At 51.0% G+C, this 17,973-nt stretch carries 16 protein-coding genes; 6 read left to right on the top strand and 10 right to left on the bottom strand.

What is annotated here, in order from left to right; genetic code table 11:
• Positions 1-228: 228 nt before the first annotated feature.
• The 3 genes from O4H47_RS01220 to O4H47_RS01230 all read right to left on the bottom strand — a co-directional run bounded on the left by O4H47_RS01220 (position 229) and on the right by O4H47_RS01230 (position 3,644).
• Positions 229-1,518, bottom strand: a complete 1,290-nt coding sequence (locus tag O4H47_RS01220; protein WP_331283661.1) for an MFS transporter — start codon at positions 1,516-1,518, stop codon at positions 229-231.
• A gap of 158 nt (positions 1,519-1,676) precedes the next feature.
• A complete protein-coding gene (locus O4H47_RS01225; RefSeq protein ID WP_269392108.1) occupies positions 1,677-2,123 on the bottom strand; it encodes a DNA polymerase III subunit chi in 447 nt (148 codons plus the stop codon).
• Between the two features lie 30 nt (positions 2,124-2,153).
• On the bottom strand, positions 2,154-3,644 hold the full coding sequence (locus tag O4H47_RS01230; protein WP_269392109.1) for a leucyl aminopeptidase: 1,491 nt from the start codon (positions 3,642-3,644) through the stop codon (positions 2,154-2,156).
• 180 nt (positions 3,645-3,824) lie between these two features.
• Between O4H47_RS01230 and O4H47_RS01235 the strand changes: the two genes are divergently transcribed.
• From O4H47_RS01235 to rsmA, 6 genes are all read left to right on the top strand, one after another.
• On the top strand, positions 3,825-4,937 hold the full coding sequence (locus O4H47_RS01235) for an LptF/LptG family permease (RefSeq protein ID WP_269392110.1): 1,113 nt from the start codon (positions 3,825-3,827) through the stop codon (positions 4,935-4,937).
• The gene (locus O4H47_RS01240) at positions 4,930-6,006 is read left to right on the top strand and encodes an LptF/LptG family permease (protein ID WP_269392111.1); all 1,077 of its coding nucleotides are present in this window, start codon (positions 4,930-4,932) and stop codon (positions 6,004-6,006) included. Before O4H47_RS01235 ends, O4H47_RS01240 begins: the two co-directional genes overlap by 8 nt.
• Positions 6,003-8,300: an LPS-assembly protein LptD gene (locus tag O4H47_RS01245; RefSeq protein WP_269392112.1), complete on the top strand. Its 2,298-nt coding sequence runs from the start codon at positions 6,003-6,005 to the stop codon at positions 8,298-8,300. Before O4H47_RS01240 ends, O4H47_RS01245 begins: the two co-directional genes overlap by 4 nt.
• Positions 8,301-8,387: 87 nt before the next feature.
• On the top strand, positions 8,388-9,290 hold the full coding sequence (locus tag O4H47_RS01250; protein WP_269392113.1) for a peptidylprolyl isomerase: 903 nt from the start codon (positions 8,388-8,390) through the stop codon (positions 9,288-9,290).
• A 6-nt stretch (positions 9,291-9,296) separates the two neighbouring features.
• The gene (gene pdxA, locus O4H47_RS01255) at positions 9,297-10,316 is read left to right on the top strand and encodes a 4-hydroxythreonine-4-phosphate dehydrogenase PdxA (RefSeq protein WP_269392114.1); all 1,020 of its coding nucleotides are present in this window, start codon (positions 9,297-9,299) and stop codon (positions 10,314-10,316) included.
• Positions 10,313-11,164 (top strand): 16S rRNA (adenine(1518)-N(6)/adenine(1519)-N(6))-dimethyltransferase RsmA, encoded by an 852-nt coding sequence (gene rsmA, locus O4H47_RS01260; RefSeq protein ID WP_269392115.1) that lies wholly within the window; start codon positions 10,313-10,315, stop codon positions 11,162-11,164. The genes pdxA and rsmA overlap by 4 nt, the downstream gene beginning before the upstream one ends.
• Positions 11,165-11,525: 361 nt before the next feature.
• Here rsmA and gmk read toward each other — a convergent pair whose 3' ends face one another.
• The 7 genes from gmk to fabD all read right to left on the bottom strand — a co-directional run bounded on the left by gmk (position 11,526) and on the right by fabD (position 17,942).
• Complete coding sequence (gene gmk, locus O4H47_RS01265; protein WP_269392116.1) at positions 11,526-12,167, bottom strand: guanylate kinase; 642 nt, start codon at positions 12,165-12,167, stop codon at positions 11,526-11,528.
• A gap of 142 nt (positions 12,168-12,309) precedes the next feature.
• Entirely contained in the window at positions 12,310-13,203 is an 894-nt protein-coding gene (locus O4H47_RS01270) for a YicC/YloC family endoribonuclease (RefSeq protein ID WP_269392117.1), read from the bottom strand.
• 57 nt (positions 13,204-13,260) lie between these two features.
• A complete protein-coding gene (mltG, locus tag O4H47_RS01275; protein ID WP_269392118.1) occupies positions 13,261-14,376 on the bottom strand; it encodes an endolytic transglycosylase MltG in 1,116 nt (371 codons plus the stop codon).
• A gap of 105 nt (positions 14,377-14,481) precedes the next feature.
• A complete protein-coding gene (fabF, locus tag O4H47_RS01280) occupies positions 14,482-15,750 on the bottom strand; it encodes a beta-ketoacyl-ACP synthase II (protein WP_269392119.1) in 1,269 nt (422 codons plus the stop codon).
• 23 nt (positions 15,751-15,773) lie between these two features.
• Positions 15,774-16,010: an acyl carrier protein gene (locus tag O4H47_RS01285; protein ID WP_269392120.1), complete on the bottom strand. Its 237-nt coding sequence runs from the start codon at positions 16,008-16,010 to the stop codon at positions 15,774-15,776.
• Between the two features lie 213 nt (positions 16,011-16,223).
• Positions 16,224-16,961 (bottom strand): 3-oxoacyl-[acyl-carrier-protein] reductase, encoded by a 738-nt coding sequence (gene fabG / locus O4H47_RS01290; RefSeq protein ID WP_269392121.1) that lies wholly within the window; start codon positions 16,959-16,961, stop codon positions 16,224-16,226.
• A gap of 36 nt (positions 16,962-16,997) precedes the next feature.
• A complete protein-coding gene (gene fabD / locus O4H47_RS01295; protein ID WP_269392122.1) occupies positions 16,998-17,942 on the bottom strand; it encodes an ACP S-malonyltransferase in 945 nt (314 codons plus the stop codon).
• Between the last annotated feature and the right edge of the window lie 31 nt (positions 17,943-17,973).

Here is a 17,973-nt window from a genome sequence, read left to right on the forward strand (position 1 = left end):
AACATGATCCCGGCTCAAGGCCGGGAATGCCCATGAAATTGATTTGTGCCACCTCCATGATGCCCCTACTCTTTGTGCATTGGGTGTTTCACTTCGGGCATTTCTCTTTATGAGACTTCCGCGCCCTGGACTTGATCCGGGGGCACCCTTCTTTTTTTGAACGGGCGTCGATATGAGCGTCTGCTTTGCATCCAGCTTGCCGAAGACCAGCGCTCGGCACGAATGCTTCTATTCAGGCGCTGCGGCAAGGCGTTTAACCAGGAAACCGATCAGGATCACGGCGACGAACAGAAAAACGGCGCCGACCATCCAAGCGATGGGCGTAGAATAAACCTCAGCGATAGCGCCGGCCAAAATTAGACCCAAAGCTGCTCCAAGTTGCTGTATGAGCGACCTTAGGGACAACATTGTTGATCGCTGGCGGTCTTCAACGCAACTGTGCAGTATGCTGCTGGCTGGCGTCTCAGAAACACCAAGGACGACGGAATAGAGGATAAAAACCATCACGAAGCCGAAGATGTCGCCTTGCAAGGCCAAAGTGATTTGAATACCCGCCATGCAGGCAAAAACCACCGCTAATGTTATCGCGTGCCGCCGCCTGAACATCCGACTGATGCGAGAGGACAAAGATGCGCCGAATGCGATTGAGAAAAAGTAGGCTGCGGTGAGAACACCAATGAGCGTGTTTGCATAACCTTCCTCTAACATGGGCTTTGCATGGGTCGGCCAAACCACCTCAACTGGGTTGGTCGCCATTAGGAATAGCGCGAGAGCAAGCAAAAGCAAAGACAGCGTCGGGGTTCTAATGGCGAGAAGACCTGCGTCTTTGATCACCAGAGGTACAGCTGCAAACCCCTGTTTAAGAGCTTGAGGGTTCAGCGGACGCGGTTTTTCTACGATTACAAATAGGGTGTAGACGAACACGAGAAGCATTACCAAGACGCTCGCCGCGTAAGAAACATCATAGACACTGAAACCCAGTTTCTCCGCCGCCGAGCCAAAGAGATCGGGCAGAAGCCCCCCTAAAACCGCCCCAATTGCCAAGCCCATGGCATTGGCCCATTGCGCTTTTGCAAGAGCGGGTTGAACATCCACATTTGGCGCAACGGCCTTGAAGGTCTCAACGAACCAAGCGTCGAGCGTGCCCGACCGTAATGCTCGTCCAAAACCGATAAAGGCAAATGAGAGCGCGAGTACATTGAAATCGCTGGTGGAAAGAAAGAGTGCGAGAGAGACCATGCTGGCGACGACCGCCGCCAAAAAGACGGGCTTGCGTCCAATGTTATCGGCCAATCCCCCGAAAGGGAGCTCCATCGCCATAGTCGTAAGTGAATAAACCCCAAAAAGCAGTGAGATCTGGAGGAGGTCCATACCTCGATCAGTCAACGCCAGTGCAACAACGGCAACCGTCAAACCCATCGCAAAACGATCAAGAAATTGGTGGACTTGAAAAACCCGGATGTGCCGTCGCGCTGGAACGGGCAACATATTGAAGGAGAAATCTAAGTCCGTTGCCATGGTCGCATCTTCGGCTTGAAGGTGATTTTAAAAAGCACGTCGGCTGAGCCGAGTGCTATTATTTGTGCACTATAGTAATCGCTCAATCAAGCGCACCGAACGGCCGCGTTCTCCGCACCCCGCCCCCAAGGCGCACCAACGCAACACTATGCCCTCAGCTAAGCTTTCTTCACCCACTTGCCGTTTGGCTCCTGTTGCCAATAGGTCAATTGATGATCAGGTTTGAGCGCTTTCCAGGCTTCCCGGGCGCGGGTTACGGCATCTGGGTCGTGGCCGTCGAACATATAGACCAGCCGTTCGTAGGTTCCCGCATCTGTGGGTACGGCCCCTTTGGCGAAAAACCGTAGTTGTGCGTTATTGGGGTTAGATTGGTCAGCTACCAGCGCGATGGGCTGTTCGGCGGCCAGCTCGCCCTCGCCTATGCCGTGGGGCAAAAAGCTATCGTCACGATAAGACCAAAGCGCGGTGTCGAGCCCGTCAAGTTCGCTTGCATCGCCAACTTGCACCACGGCACGCCAATCGCGCTCCAGCGTTTTTTCAAGCAAAAGGGGCAGCACCGCCTCTGCGGGGCGCTGCTCCAAATGGTAAAACAAAATCTCGGTCAATTCGGTACACCGATCCTTTTGAGCATTTGCCTATTCGTAATGATCGCGCACCATTTTATCGAGTAGCGCTACGCCAAAGCCAGTGCCCCAGCTTTTGCAAATTGGAGTTGCGGGCACATTCATGGCGGTGGACAAATCGATATGCGCCCAAGGCACCTCGCCGACAAAACGTTTGAGGAACTGAGCGGCTGTAATTGCCCCTGCCCAACGTCCGCCAATATTTTTCATATCTGCGAATTTTGAATTGATCAGCTTGTCATATTCTGGGCCCATGGGCATGCGCCAAACCCGCTCACCTGTGTCCAAACCCGCTTGGGTCAGATTTTGCGACAATTCATCATCATTTGAGAAAAGGCCCGCATGTTGATCGCCCAGCGCCACCATGTTTGCGCCAGTGAGCGTTGCAAGGTTGACCATGAATTTTGGCTTGAACGTTTCTTTGGTGTACCAAAGCGCATCTGCCAAAACCAAGCGGCCTTCAGCGTCTGTGTTCAAAACTTCAATGGTCTGACCTGACATGGAGGTGATGATATCGCTTGGGCGCATGGCGTTACCGTCTGCCATGTTTTCCACCAGGCCAATCACACCAACCGCGTTCACTTTGGCTTTGCGCAGGCCAAGGGTTTTCATGATGCCAGTCACAGCCGCTGCGCCGCCCATATCACCTTTCATATCCTCCATGCCGCCAGCTGGTTTGATCGATAAGCCACCGCTGTCGAACACCACGCCTTTACCCACAAAGGCGATTGGCGCGTCAGCTTTTTTGCCGCCATTCCATTTCATAATTGCCAAATGCGATGGACGACGTGAGCCATAGCCGACCGCCAACAAGGACCCCATGCCCAGCTGTGTCATTTGCTTTTCGTCGAGAATCTCAACTTCAAGGCCATGTTCTTCAAGGTCTTTTGCGGCTTGCGCAAATTCGACAGTGCCCAGGATATTTGCCGGTTCATTGACCAAATTGCGGGCGCAAATGGTGCCTTGGGTCACCGCATCGCGGATTTTATCGGCTGCGGTTACGGCCTTTTTGTCTGCGACTTGCAACACAAGTTTTAGTTCAGCAGGTGGCAAATCTGTTTCTTTGCCCGGGTTGGTTTTATATTTATCAAAACGATAGTGACCAAGGCGAATGCCTGCAGCAAATGCGGCGATTTGCTCGGCGCTAGCATCCAGATCAAAAATGATTTCTGCATTCTCGGCTTTTTGGGCTCGCAACTGATTGACAATTGTGCCGCCGGCGGAGGCAAATTCTTTTAAGTCCGTATCAGCGTTCAAATCGCCAATGCCAGCCAACAGAATTCGATCGGCATCCACACCAGTTGGAGCAAACACATTCAAAAAGCTCGACTTTTTCGCAACAAAATCTGCAGCTTTTGACAAAGCGGATAGATCTTGGCCCGTTGCCTCCCATATTTTTGTTGCTTCTTCCCCAAGGGCAAGCTCATCAGCAACAATCAAGCAAATCTGCTTGGCTTTGGTCTTGGCAAAACCTTCAATTTTAAGGCTGAGTATTTGATCCATCAATGTGTTCCACTTGAATGATTTTGGTCGTTATGGGGCGGGACGTCGAACATGCGACGCCAGTTTTGCCCATCCTGCGCCGGGACAAATCAAAGTTCAATGGTCAATTGCGCTTATCAACTTGTGTGATCAAGAATTGAAGTCTGTACGTGGGCAAACCTTCGTGGCAAAACATCAAACATGACTCACGTTGCGCGATATTTACTGAGCAAATATTTTGCCGCCTCGGTTGGCTTTGTTTTGCTCTTGGCCTTTTTGGGCTGGATGGTTCAATTGTTGCGCACCATTGATGTGGTGACAGCAAAGGGGCAAGGTGTCTTTACCCTCTTTTCCCAATCTCTGCTGGTTGTGCCAGAAGTCATCAGCATCATTTTGTACTTGTGTTTAGCTTTGGGTGTTTCACGCGGGCTCAGGGCCATGCAAGTCAGCAAAGAGCTATTTCCCATCCATTCCGGCATCGGTATTAAGCCCCTTTGGCAATCGATTGGCTTATTCTTGCTGATCAGCATCATTTTTGATGCAACGCTTGTCCACCAATTGGTGCCCAAAACCAATCAACTTGCAGCGGCTCGTGCGGATGAAATTAACGCCGACTTGATTGCAAACTCTTCGCGACCCGGCCAGTTTACAGACATTGCGCCTGATTTAACGCTTATGATTGCGGGGCGCGCTGACGACGGAACCGGGCTTGGGTTCTTTTTGCACGACGCTCGTGATCCGCTCAAAAACCAAACAACCTTTGCGGCCCAATCCCAGCTTTCGCGCGCCGACGACACGCTTTACATAAAACTCAAAGATGGCGCGATCCAATATTTCAATACAAAGACACAAACCATGTCGACGCTTGAGTTTGGAACTTACAGTGTTGCGGTGCGTGAGCTGGCTTCTTCGAACCTTTTCGCAGCCATTGAGCCGACTAGTCTTGAACTCGTTAGCCTTGTGCAAAGTGGCGCACTTAACAATGCGCCACGTCAATTGGCGCTCTTGCATGACAGGATCGCCTCCCCCCTTTACTTGCTCAGCCTGGTGCTGCTTGCCTTTGCCATGAGTATGCAGCCCCGTCCTTTGCGCTCCAAACGTCGTATCAGCGGTGATGTGGTCCTTCTAGGCACTGGCGTGTTGGTGAAAGTGCTGGGCGCCAGCGCCAAACAGCTTGCCGGTGGTGATGCAAATTTGATCCTGCTTATCTATTTGATACCGATTTTGCCTTTGATACCCGCCTTTGTCATCGCGTGGCGAAATGGCGCCTTTTCTACCATTCCAGCAGACTTGCGGAGTGTGGCAAATGTTTAGGCTCGGGAGACATTTTGCAGGACACATTTTGCGCTCAATCGCCATTGTGACCTTTTTGTTCTTTTGCTTGGTGGCGCTCATCGAGTTGGTTGAAGTTGGCAATAGGCCGAACCTTGGGCTGTTTGAACGCCCCTTAATCACATTGGCTTCAGTTGGGTTGACTGCCATCAGCTGGGCTGGTGACCTTTTGCCCATTTCCATTTTGGTCGGTTCGGTATTGGCGCTAATCGACTTACAAAACAACCGAGAACTTATTGTTGCCAAATCAAGCGGCGTGTCGATTTGGGGCATTCTGGCCGTGCCTGCCTTTGCAACATTGGTGATTGGCATTTTTGTGAGCTATGCGGGCGAAGTTGCTGTTTTGCACAGCAAGCAGTTGGTGGAAAAAAATGTAGGCATCATCGAATCCTCACAACTGACAAGCCAAGGCAGTGGCCGATGGATTAAACAGCAATCCGATGGTGGCCCATTTTTTATGCGCGCAAAATATCTGTCTGATGATGGCTTACGGATGCGAGATGTCTCCGTGTTTAAATATGATGCAAATCAGGGCCTTGGTGAGCAGATTGTCGCCCAAGACGCAGAATTTGTGGGTAACGCGTGGCAATTGATAAAGGGTACGCTGATCACATCCAATGGTGAAAAGCGCTCGTTCGAACGTTTAGATCTCATTGTCAGTGCCACCAAAGAATCGATTAGCTTGCAGTTGGGATCTGTTCATCAAATGAACATTTTTACCCTGCGCGATTTCATTCAAAGCGTGAAGGTTGAAAACAGCAATGTGGCTGCCGCATTGATGCGATTGCGCCGAGCAGAGGCGCTACCTGCGTTGCTTGTTGGTTCTTTGTTAATTGCGTTTGCATTTACCGTTGGTTATCGCCGCCACGGCACTTCCGGGTCACAAGTTCTATATGGTATTGTATTGGGGTTCGTGCTTTATGTTGTCACGAAATTGCTCGAACGGGCGGGTAGCTCGGGAGTGATGGATGCAACATTGGCCGCATGGGGACCTGCAATAGTCGCAATTGTTATCGGAACAAGTGTACTATTGTGGAAGGAAGATGGATGAGTGTAGCGCGTAACCACGCGGGTTGGAGTAGTTGGCGACATGTGCTGCTCAACACCACCACGGTGTTGGGTTTTCTTGTTGCGTCTACTCAAATCGCGCGCGCTGAGCAGCTCCTCCCCACCGATTTTTTTGCCAATCAAAAACTCTCTACCACCAGCCAAATGTTGGTTTCTGCAGATCGACTAACCGTTGATAGCCGAACCTCCATCGTTGTGGCACAGGGAGGCGTTCGCTTATCCTCTGAAGGTTATCTAATCGCTGCGGATCGGGCAGAGTATAATCAAAAAAGCGGCAAAGTGATTTTGGTTGGTTCTGTTGCAGTACGCGATCCTGAGGGTCAACAATATACATCAGACCGCGCGGAACTTTATGGTGGCTTTAAGCAGGGCTTCTTAAAATCGCTGATTTTTGAAACCAGCAATGGCATGCGTCTCAGTGCTGCCGATGCTGAAATCCGCCCAGGCAACACTCTGTTTTTGAACGACGCATCGCTTACCCCTTGCGGGAACTGCGTGGATGCAAAAGGTCGGCAAATTGGTTGGCGCGTTAAGTCTGCCACCATTTTGCGTGATACGGAAAAGAAAACGATCTATTTCACAGGCGGATCGCTTGAGATCGCTGGCATTCCTATTGCCTATTTGCCTTGGCTTGCCCTGCCCGACCCTTCTTTGACCAACATTGAAGACCTTGTGCGCACCCGCATATCCTACAGTGCGGAAAAAGGCGTTGCTGTTGTCTATCCTGGCTTTGTTTGGCATCAGCCCGAATATGGACTGACATTGACTCCCGAATTTTACACGCGACAAGGTATTCTGGGCGAGTTGAACTGGAAAAAACAGGTTGGTTTTGCAAGTTATTCGGCAGACGCATGGGGCATTTACCAACTTTCGCCTTGGGCCTATGCCGGCAAAATTGGCGACACAAACCTGCGCGGTGGAATGCAAGGCAAAGTGGACCTTGCCCTAGATGATGGATGGAAAGCGGGCGCTCAAGCCTCTGCTTATTCCGATCGTTCTTTCGCGCTTGACTACAACAAAGGTCGTCGTGATGGCGATTATGCAACGCAGCGGATATTTGCCACTCAACTAACCAACGACACCTCTATAGACGCTCGAGCGGAATATTACGTGGGACTGGGTGAAGACGGGGCAACGAACGAAGCCAAACAGGGTCAAGTTTTGCCAACAATCCTTGGCCACCATGTGGCTGAAGCGCCCAACGGCATGGGCGAAGTCGCACTTGACGGTCAATTAACCCGCATCACGCGGGAGGCCGATAGTTCCTCCACCGTGGGCGGTGTTGATTATGTTGAAGGCTTCGCTGGTGAAAAGACACATGCAAGCGTGCAAGCTGCGTGGCGCGACCAATGGGTCTTGCCCGCCGGAGTGCTGATTTCTCCTTATGTTGGCGTGCGTGGTGATGTGGCGCAATATGAGAGCGCAAGCACGCACGCAAATGCACCGACCACCAGCATAACCCATTCTATAACACCCATCGCAGCGCTTGATGTGAGCTGGCCATTAATGGCGCGGAGCGAAGGGGCAAACCACTTTGTCACCCCTCGCCTACAGATCGTTTCACGCGGTGGCGATTCCTCACCAGGGATCACCAATGATGACGCGCAGAGTTTTGTGTTTGATGATACGAACCTGTTCAGCTTCAATCGCTTTTCAGGCACTGACAGGCAAGAAACAGGCACACGAGCAACTTATGGCGTCACCTATCATGCTGATTTAACCGACGGGCGTTGGTTTGATCTTGCAATTGGTCAATCCATTCAAATTGGCGGCACCAACGGCGCGGCGCTTGCTAATCCTTATCAAACCGGTCGCGGCTCGGGCGTAAGCGATGGCCTTTCACACATTGTGGTCGCCGCAAAAGGCGCGCCTTTTGCTGGTGTTGAGTTGGGCGCAAAAACGCTAATTGACCCCAATAGCACATCGATTGATCGGGCCGTAGTTGCTGGAAAATATTCTGGAGAATTGTTTTCTGCTGGTATCGACTACGCCTATCAATCCAAAGCAATGGCGCCCGGTGTTAGCGCAGACCGCCATGAAATTGGTGGCAACCTTGCTGTGCCGATTGACGACTATTGGACAGTCGGGGCGAACGCTCGATATGACATTGTGGGCTCAAAACTGAACAATTATGGCATTTCATTAGGCTATGACGACAATTACACGCAAGGCAGCATTTTTTATCATTCAGATCGCAGCGGCACCAAAGGCGACCGTGTTGGGGTCAGTTTGAAACTAAAAATGCTCGCAGATGTGGGTTACGATCACAATTTGTGATCTGACGCTCAAAAAAAGGCCGCAATCGTTGCGCACTCATGCTAACACAGCATTCAAGCGAAAAACTCAATATACGGGAACCATTCGATGCGCATCATAGGTTTGATCCTCATTGCACTGCTTAGCTTAACTTCAGTATCTGGCACTGCCCATGCGGCGCAGGTAAAGATGGTTGTGAACGGCAAAACAGTGACCGATTACGACATCAACCAACGCGCTCTATTTATGCGCTTGGAACGTCGTGGAAAATCCAATGCGGACCGACGCAAACTTGCGGAAAAAGAACTGATTGACGAAGCAGTCATGTTGTCCGAAGCTCGTCGACTTGGTTTTGAAGCAAACGAAAAGGCCGTCGATGAGGCCTATACTCGAATTGCGATCAACGCGAAACTGAGTGCGAACAAATTGACCCAGATTTTGAATGCCGCCGGGGTGCAAACCAAAACCTTAAAGGACCGGTTGCGCGCTCAATATGCTTGGCAGGCGGTTGTGGCAAATGTGCTCCGCCAAAAGGTTCAAATCTCGGATTTGGACCTTGATCTAGCTGCCAAAGAAAAACTAGGTGAAACAACCTCTTACGACTATATGCTCACCGAAATCGTTTTTTTGAATTCTGCTGGTGGCTCGGTAAAGTCTCGCACAGCGCAAGCCAACCAGTACCGCAAAAACTTCAATGGATGCGACAGCGCAGTGGACCTTTCGCTTTCTTATCGTGATGCTGCCGTGCGCAAATTGGGCCGCCGCCACTCCACCCAACTGCCTGACCCGGTTGCAGCAGAACTTGCGAAGCTCTCCGTTGGTGGAATTTCCAAACCTCGTACCGTTGCGAACGGCGTGCAAATGCTTGCCGTTTGTCAAAAAAGTGCCGCGGAAGACCTGACCTTTGTGAAAAACAAATTGCGCAACGAAGTAGGCTCGGAGAAACTTGAAAGTGAATCTGAAGCTTATCTTGATAAGCTACGCAAAGAAGCGTCTATCGAAAGACGCTAATCGCATATGCAACAAGCACTGTTACCGCTAGCCCTCACATTGGGTGAACCCGCAGGCATTGGCCCCGACCTGACTTTGCAGCTATTTGCAAACCGCGTGAAGAAGCCACTGCCATGTTTTGCCGTTTTTGGTGATGTGCAGTTTCTAGAAGCGCGCGCTGCACGGTTGAAATTGGACATTGCCGTTCGTCAAATTGACACCCTTGAACAGGCAGCAGACGTGTTTGATACCGCACTGCCCGTAATGCCTTTAGATGCGCGTGCAACGGACGTACCCGGTTTTTTGGACAAGGAAAATGCGGCCATCGTGACCGCATCTATTGAACAGGCTGTTGGTGCTGTTCGTGCAAAACAGGCACGGGCAGTGGTTACCGCGCCAATTCATAAAGCCAACCTCTATGAAGCGGGGTTTAAGTACCCCGGACATACTGAGTTTTTAGCAGCTTTGTGTGCACAAGAAGGTGTTTCGCCTCGCCCGGTTATGATGCTAGCGCACAAAGATAAGCGCGCCATACCCGTGACCATTCACATCGCGCTTAAAGAGGTTTTTTCTCGCTTAACGGTTGGTCGAATAGTTGAAACTGTCCGCGTTGCGCACCATGATCTGATACATAAATTTGGTATTGCAGCGCCTCGGATCGGTGTGACGGGCCTCAATCCACATGCGGGTGAAGATGGCGCGATGGGTGACGAAGAAAAGACCATCGTTCAGCCAGCAATAGACGAGCTTAAAAAACGTTACGATATCCAAGTGGATGGGCCGTTGCCCGCTGACACTGCTTTTGCGCCCCACATATGGTCTGGCTACGACGTGGTCGTGGCCATGTATCACGATCAAGCGCTGATCCCTGTTAAAGCCATCGGCTTTGATTCTGGCGTCAACATTACGCTAGGGTTGCCCCTTGTGCGCACCTCACCAGATCACGGCACGGCCCTAAGCCTTGCAGGAACGGGCCAAGCCTCAACCAACAGTATGTATGAAGCCATTGTGCTTGCGCACCAAATGACGTCACGGGAAGTAGAATGAGCCAAATTGATAGCCTGCCGCCCTTGCGTGATGTCATCAATCGACATGAATTGCGCGCCAAAAAAGAGCTTGGACAAAATTTTCTACTCGATCTCAATCTAACCGCTCGTATTGCGCGGATTGCGACGCCGCTCGATCAGTCTACGATTATCGAAGTTGGACCGGGCCCTGGCGGCCTGACGCGTGGGTTGCTGGCCGAAGGGGCAAAAAAGGTCATCGCCATCGAGCGCGACGAGCGCGCCCTGCCCGCTTTGCAAGAAATTGCCGACGCCTATCCGGGACGGCTAGATGTGATTTCTGGCGATGCGATGGAAATCGACTATCGAGCGCTGGCGGATGGACCCACAAAGCTCGTGGCCAACCTCCCATACAACATTGCGACCCCCCTGTTAACGGGTTGGCTGCACGCGCAGTTCGAACAACCGCTTTTTGAAAGCCTCACGTTGATGTTTCAAAAAGAGGTGGCCGACCGGATCTGCGCTCAACCGGGCTCAAAAGCCTATGGTCGCCTTTCAATTCTTTGTGGATGGATGACGGATGCGCATATTGCGCTCAACGTTGGCCCCGCAGCTTTTACGCCGCCCCCCAAAGTGAGTTCAGCCATTGCGCATTTGGTGCCCCGAGTTTTAGCAGGCGCGCCACATATAAAAAGCATTGAAGCGGTTACCCGCGCTGCATTTGGTCAGCGCCGGAAAATGCTGCGCCAAAGCTTAAAGGCACTAGGCGTTGAATTGCCCCCTCTTTATGAAGCGGCAGACATCAAAGGCACGGAGCGCGCAGAAGAACTGAGCGTTGATCAATTCGTGGCATTGGCCAGGGCTTATGAAGCGCTAAGAGCTTCCAACTAGCTTGCAATAGATCCCACTGCGGCAACGAAAATGTTGCGCATGAAACAGGTTTGTTCATCAAAATTCTGGTGTGGTTGGGTGTGTTTTTTGGCGTCGGGCTTAAAAAAACTAGGCCCTAAAACGCAAAACACCCGCTCGAACCACGAGCGGGTGGGCATAGCAAAATTTATGCCTGAACCAAGTATGTGAGCGCTTACATCAAGCCCCTTATGGATAGATCCGGCGGAAGCAGAAAATTGCTCCCTCCCATCACCACCCGCTTAACGTGTAGCCCGCTCAATGTAGCAGAACGATCCGGTTTTGTACACACTCAAAACCTGCAATTTGTAAACCTAGTCAATCTTTAGTAGGTCGGTGCTTGCTATTTTAGAAAAGATTCAAGCTCGTCCTGTAAGTCACTGACAAATTGAGGTAAATTGACTTGCCGACGACGTGCAATACGCGCGGCATTGATGATTTCCGTGACCAGCGCGCAGCTCTTTTCGAGATCATTGTTAACGATCACATAGTCATATTTGTTCCATTCGCGCAGTTCTTGTCGTGCTGTTTTTAACCGCCTGTTAATCACGTCTTCGTTGTCATCTGCCCGCCGTTCGAGCCGATGCTTGAGTTCTTTGATGGATGGAGGCAACACAAAAATGCCCACAATATCTTCTTGGCAAGTCTCATAAAGTTGCAGCGCGCCTTGGTAATCTATGTCGAACAGGACGTCTTTTCCGGCATCCAACAATTCATCAATTTGAGCCTTGGGCGTTGCATAAAAATTGCCGTGCACTTCTGCCCATTCCAGCAACATGCCCGCGTCGCGCATTTGGTTGAATTCTTCAACGGTTTTGAAATGATAATCCACCCCGTCAACCTCGTTTGCACGCTTGGGTCGGGTGGTCACCGAAACGGAAAGCTGGATGTTTGCATCTTGTCGCAAAATCGCGCGTGAAATAGACGTTTTTCCTGCACCTGAGGGTGAAGAAAGGATGAGCATAATGCCGCGGCGTTGAAACATAGATCAAATCCAACCAGTAAAAAGGAAGCGAACAAGGGGCACACTTGCGAAAATGTACTAGGAGTGAACATGCCGATAGTGGCAAATAATTCAACCCCTATTGGCCATTTCACACCAAAGTTCTGTGCACGGCGCTTTGTTTTTACTCGATATTTTGAATCTGCTCGCGCAGTTGGTCAATGGCGGCCTTTAGATCCAAACCGATGGACGTCAGTTCTACATTATTGCTCTTTGAGCAAAGTGTATTCGCTTCCCGGTTGAACTCCTGGGCTAAAAAATCGAGTTTTCGCCCGACCGGCCCGCCCTGTTTGATGAGCTTGCGGGCGGCTTGAACGTGAGCGGTTAGACGATCAAGCTCTTCGCGAATATCTGCTTTCGTGGCCAACACAAGCGCTTCTTGGTGCAACCGTTCTTCGGACAAACTTGCATCTACGGTGGCGAGAAGTTCAACCTGATCTTTTAAGCGCAACAAAATGGCTTCTCTGCTGCGCGAGGGATTTTCTTCTGCGGCGGCTGTGAGCTGCTCAATTTCGTTTAGCCGGGCGATAATTACATCCAACAACTGCGCCCCTTCAAGGCGACGCCCTTCGAGCAAATCATCCAACGCAACATCTACTTCAGCCAAAATGGTCTGTTTAAGTTCCGCTTTTGCGATTTCGGAAAGCTCGGCCTCTTTGACTTCAAGCACGCCTTTTAGTGCCAATATGCCGTCTAACCGTGGTCGATCTGCTTCTATCCGGCCCGCCAATGTGTCAATTGCGTCAAGCGCGGTGCCCAGGGCTTGCTCGTTTACAGTGACTTCCGTCTGAGCATTTTCATTGGTCAGGTTAAGGGAAAAGTTCACTGCGCCACGATTGAGGCGGTCTGAGATTTTCTTGCGCACTTGATGTTCAAGATCATCCAAACCTTGGGCGACCCGCAAACGTACGTCCAACCCACGGGCATTGACGGTTTTGATTTCAATTGCAAAGCGACAACCTTGGGCAACGCCAGCGCTTCGCGCAAATGCAGTCATACTGGCTAGTGGCTTAATCATTTGTCGCATTCCTTTGCCTCGTGCGTTGGAGCGCCACAGCGCCCCAACTGCCGCAGACTAATTGTTTACCGGTGTTTCGCTGCCATCTGCTTCTGCCGCGGTGGCAGCAGCTTCGGCCTCTTCAGCTGCCTTTTTGGCTGCTTCTTCGGCGGCTTTTGCGCGTTCTTGTTCGATTTTGCGCCATGCAGCCACGTTTTTTTGATGTTCTTTGTAAGTTGCGGCAAAAGCATGACCACCCGTGCCATCTGCCACAAAATAAAGCGCATCTGTTTGTGCAGGATTTGCCACCGCTCTAAGCGAATCTATGCCCGGATTTGAGATTGGGCCTATTGGCAGGCCATCAATCTGATATGTATTATAGTCGGTTTTTGTATCAATTTCCGACCGCCTCAAACCTCGTCCAAGTGGCCCTTGCCCATTGTTGATGCCATAAATAATTGTTGGATCAGATTGAAGGCGCATGCCTTTGTTGAGCCGATTGATGAACACGGCTGCAACTTGAGGGCGTTCGCTGGCTACGCCGGTTTCTTTTTCCACAATCGATGCAAGAATGACAAATTCTTCGATGGTTTTGATGGGCAAATCTGGTTGACGTGTCTCCCATATCTCAGCCACCACAACATCATGGGCCTTAGTCATTTGCGCAAGAACAGACTTGCGGAAACTGCCGCGTTCAAAAGAATAAGTGTCTGGCAACAAAGTCCCTTCAGCCGGCACTTCCAAGATCTCACCAGTTAAATCAACGCTTGCACGAAGGCGTTCAACAATCTGCCAAGAGGTCAACCCTTCCGGCAAAGTGACGCTATATTGTATCGGTCGCCCTTCAATCAGCGTGTCGAGGATTTTGCGCATGCTCGCATTTGCGGGCAACAAATATTCGCCCCGCTTCAAGCCGCCGTTCAGATCTGTTGCAATGGCACCAAACCGGAATACAAGACGATTATCGATGATCTTTTCGTCTTCAAGCTTGCCAGCGACAACATTTAGCCCAGCGCCTTCTGGCACCACAAAAACTGTATCTTCCAAAATCTGGCCCGGTTCATGGAACTTGGTCAGCCCAAAATAGACAAGGCCAATGCTAGCTACCATACCAATGACAGTTAGCGTCAAAAGTGCATTGAGGACTTGAAGCAATCCGTTTTGTTTTTTCTTTATTTTGGTGCGCTTGGCCACGGCTGTCTTTTCTCACAAATTTGACGAAAAACTTGCGTGCATTTTGATGTGGCGATTGCGGCAAAACAAGGGGAAACTAGTGATATTTACTGACTATGCAGCCTTTTATTCCGCTGTGCGGAAAATCAAGGAAGCATTTGTCCCGCCGAACCCAAATGAATTTGACAAAGCAACGTTGATTTCCTTCTTAACTGGTACTTTTGCAGCCAGGTTAATCTGGGTTTCAACGGACGGATTGTCCAAATTTATGGTCGGAGGCGCAATATTGTCGCGCATGGCCAACAACGAAAAGATCGATTCGACGGCGCCGGCTGCGCCAAGCAAATGACCAATTGCCGATTTGGTGGAGGACATGACAGCGTTTGGTGCCGCATCGCCCAACAATCGGGTAACAGCGCCCAGTTCAATCTCATCCCCAAGTGGGGTCGAAGTGCCATGTGCGTTGATATAATCGATTTCTGAAGCCGCCATGCCGGCGCGCTTTAGCGCAGCTGACATAGATCGGAAGCCACCGTTGCCGTCTTCGGCAGGTGCTGTGATGTGATGGGCGTCGCCGGACATGCCGTAACCAACCACCTCACCATAAATCTTAGCGCCACGCGCTTTTGCGTGTTCATATTCTTCAAGCACAACAATACCAGCGCCCTCACCCATGACGAAACCATCGCGGTCTTTATCGTATGGGCGTGAAGCTTTTTCTGGTTGATCATTAAACCCGGTTGATAGGGCGCGGCAGGCTGCAAAACCAGCCAACGACAATCGATTAACCGGAGATTCGGTGCCACCAGCAACCATCACGTCAGCATCGTCGAACGCGATCATGCGTGCGGCATCACCAATGGCATGGGCGCCGGTAGAACAGGCGGTCACAACCGAATGGTTTGGGCCTTTTAGACCGTGCTTGATGGAAACATAACCCGATGCAAGATTGATCAATCTGCCCGGTATAAAGAAGGGGCTTACCCGACGGGGGCCACGTTCTTTGAGCGTAATTGCGGCATCATAGATGCCACCAATGCCGCCAATGCCCGAGCCGATGAGAACACCGGCCCGTTCTTTTTGCTGCTCGGTCTTGGGTTCAAAACCACTGTCCTGAAGCGCCTGACCGGCTGCTGCCATACCGTAAACAATAAACGGATCGACTTTACGTTGTTCTTTAGGCTCCATCCAATCATCAGGATTGAACTTGCCTTCAGTTTGGTCGCCGTACGGAATTTGGCAGGCGATTTGGCAAGCCAAATCATCCACTTCAAAACCAGTCACCCGGGCTGCTCCGCTTTTTGAAGCAAGGATATTGCTCCAAACGGTTTCAGCACCAGAACCAAGGGGGCACACAATGCCCACCCCAGTGACGACAACCCTTCGTAAATTCATACAGGCACTCGCAGCTTGTTATCTTAGTTTACAGCTTTCTCAAGGAAAGAAACCGCATCACCGAAAGTTTGAATGTTTTCAGCTGCGTCATCAGGGATCTCAACGCTGAATTCTTCTTCAAACGCCATCACTAGCTCAACCTGATCGAGCGAGTCCGCGCCAAGATCATCAATAAAGCTGGCTTTTTCTGTAACTTTGTCGGCTTCTACGTTTAGGTGCTCAACAACGATCTTGCGAACGCGATCTGATACATCGCTCATATTTTATTCCTCTTCGCCAAATTAATTCTATTTAACGGCTTACTATCGCACCGTCATGATTACAAGTTCCCCAATGTGGAGCAACCACATTTTAGCCAAAGTTTCGCTTTGGGCCCGTGTTGGTTGGGGGCATTATCATACTTTGATCTGTTTGACCACATTGGTTCGCTAAGTTGTGCACAAAGCGATGAATTGTGGCCAAAACACGATCCATTAGACCATTAACATCCCGCCATTCACATGAATGGTCTGCCCGGTCACATATGCAGCCTCATCACTAGCCAAATAAACAGCACTGGCAGCGATTTCGTCCGCATTTCCCAACCGACCAGCAGGGATGGTGCCCAATATGGTGTCGCGCTGCTTGTCATTCAACTCATCAGTCATTGCTGAGGCGATAAAGCCCGGTGCAATAGTGTTAATCGTGATGCCACGGCTCGCTACTTCTTGTGCGATCGCTTTTGACATGCCGATCAGGCCCGCTTTGGACGCGGCATAGTTGCCCTGCCCCGGATTACCAGCAACCCCAACAACTGAAGTGATGCCAATGATACGACCTGCGCGTTGTTTCATCATGACCTTAACCGCGGCACGAGACAGGCGGAACGCGGCGGTTAGATTCACTGCGATCACCTCATCCCATTCGCTGTCTTTCATGCGCATGAAGATGTTGTCGCGCGTAATGCCTGCGTTATTGACCAGAATGTCCAAGCCGCCCATGGCTTCAATGGCTGACGGGATCAATTTGTCCACGGCATCTAGGTCTGACAAATTGCACGGCAAAATATGCGTTTTGCCAGGAATTGAAGCTGCAACTTCTTCAAGCTTTTCAACACGTGTACCAGAAAGGGCAACTTCGGCGCCCTTTTCGGCAAGTTTTTGCGCGATGGCGCGACCAATGCCGCCGCTCGCACCTGTAACCAATGCACGTTTACCGGTTAAATCAAACATTGTCGTCGCACTTCCTATTCGTTCAACTCTTCAGATTTACAGTGAAGCAACAAAGGCTTCAATGTCTGCCGCTGTATTCAAAGGAACAGCGTTTACATCACGATTGATGCGACGTGCAAGGCCAGACAACACTTTACCTGTGCCCAACTCCGCCAATTCTTCAACGCCGCCTTCACTCGACAACCAAGCCACTGACTCCGTCCAGCGCACTTTGCCACATACTTGTTCGACCAAGCGGCGTTTAATTTCTTGAGGGTCGCTAATCGGCGCGGCTAAAACGTTACAAACCAGCGGCACCGATGGTGCGACCAGCTCCGCGTTGGCCAAAGCAACTTCCATTGCTTCGGCTGCGGGGCCCATCATGGCGCAGTGGAACGGCGCACTAACTGGCAGCAACATTGCGCGTTTTGCGCCCTTAGCCTTTGCCAGCTCAATGGCACGCTCAACAGCAGACGCGCCACCAGAAACAACCACTTGGCCCGGCGCGTTGTCGTTGGCAACATCGCAAACACCGCCTTGAGCGGCAGCGGCGGCAACTTCTTCAACTTCTGAAAGCTCAAGACCCAGAATTGCGGCCATTGCGCCTTCACCAACCGGCACCGCTTGCTGCATCGCACGGCCACGGGTTTGCAACAGCCGAGCAGTGTCGGATATTGAAAGTGACCCGGCAGCACATAGGGCCGAATATTCGCCTAACGAGTGGCCAGCAACATATTCTGCTACATCTGCGATTTTGACGCCTTTAGCTTCAAGAATGCGGACAACAGTCATCGAGACAGCCATTAATGCAGGTTGAGCGTTTTCGGTTAGCCGAAGCGTATCTTCTGGGCCTTCGAACATGATTTTGGACAGTTTTGTCTCAAGTGCATCGTCGACTTCTTGGAAAACGGCGCGCGCTTCGGCGAACTCTTGTGCCAATTCTTGGCCCATGCCGACAGCTTGGCTGCCTTGTCCTGGAAACGTGAATGCTCTTTTTGTCATTTTTGCTGCCTCTTAGCGTAAAAACAATTTG

This window comes from Maritalea porphyrae, from assembly GCF_027213965.1.
GTDB lineage: Bacteria > Pseudomonadota > Alphaproteobacteria > Rhizobiales > Devosiaceae > Maritalea > Maritalea porphyrae_A.

Coding starts and splice junctions, on each gene's coding strand:
- O4H47_RS01245 (WP_269392112.1), top strand. CDS start 6,003: ATGAGTGTAGCGCGTAACCACGCGGGTTGGAGTAGTTGGCGACATGTG.
- O4H47_RS01230 (WP_269392109.1), bottom strand. CDS start 3,644: ATGGATCAAATACTCAGCCTTAAAATTGAAGGTTTTGCCAAGACCAAA.
- O4H47_RS01220 (WP_331283661.1), bottom strand. CDS start 1,518: ATGGCAACGGACTTAGATTTCTCCTTCAATATGTTGCCCGTTCCAGCG.
- fabF (WP_269392119.1), bottom strand. CDS start 15,750: ATGAATTTACGAAGGGTTGTCGTCACTGGGGTGGGCATTGTGTGCCCC.
- rsmA (WP_269392115.1), top strand. CDS start 10,313: ATGAGCCAAATTGATAGCCTGCCGCCCTTGCGTGATGTCATCAATCGA.
- O4H47_RS01270 (WP_269392117.1), bottom strand. CDS start 13,203: ATGATTAAGCCACTAGCCAGTATGACTGCATTTGCGCGAAGCGCTGGC.
- pdxA (WP_269392114.1), top strand. CDS start 9,297: ATGCAACAAGCACTGTTACCGCTAGCCCTCACATTGGGTGAACCCGCA.
- gmk (WP_269392116.1), bottom strand. CDS start 12,167: ATGTTTCAACGCCGCGGCATTATGCTCATCCTTTCTTCACCCTCAGGT.
- O4H47_RS01240 (WP_269392111.1), top strand. CDS start 4,930: ATGTTTAGGCTCGGGAGACATTTTGCAGGACACATTTTGCGCTCAATC.
- fabG (WP_269392121.1), bottom strand. CDS start 16,961: ATGTTTGATTTAACCGGTAAACGTGCATTGGTTACAGGTGCGAGCGGC.
- O4H47_RS01250 (WP_269392113.1), top strand. CDS start 8,388: ATGCGCATCATAGGTTTGATCCTCATTGCACTGCTTAGCTTAACTTCA.
- fabD (WP_269392122.1), bottom strand. CDS start 17,942: ATGACAAAAAGAGCATTCACGTTTCCAGGACAAGGCAGCCAAGCTGTC.
- O4H47_RS01285 (WP_269392120.1), bottom strand. CDS start 16,010: ATGAGCGATGTATCAGATCGCGTTCGCAAGATCGTTGTTGAGCACCTA.
- O4H47_RS01235 (WP_269392110.1), top strand. CDS start 3,825: ATGACTCACGTTGCGCGATATTTACTGAGCAAATATTTTGCCGCCTCG.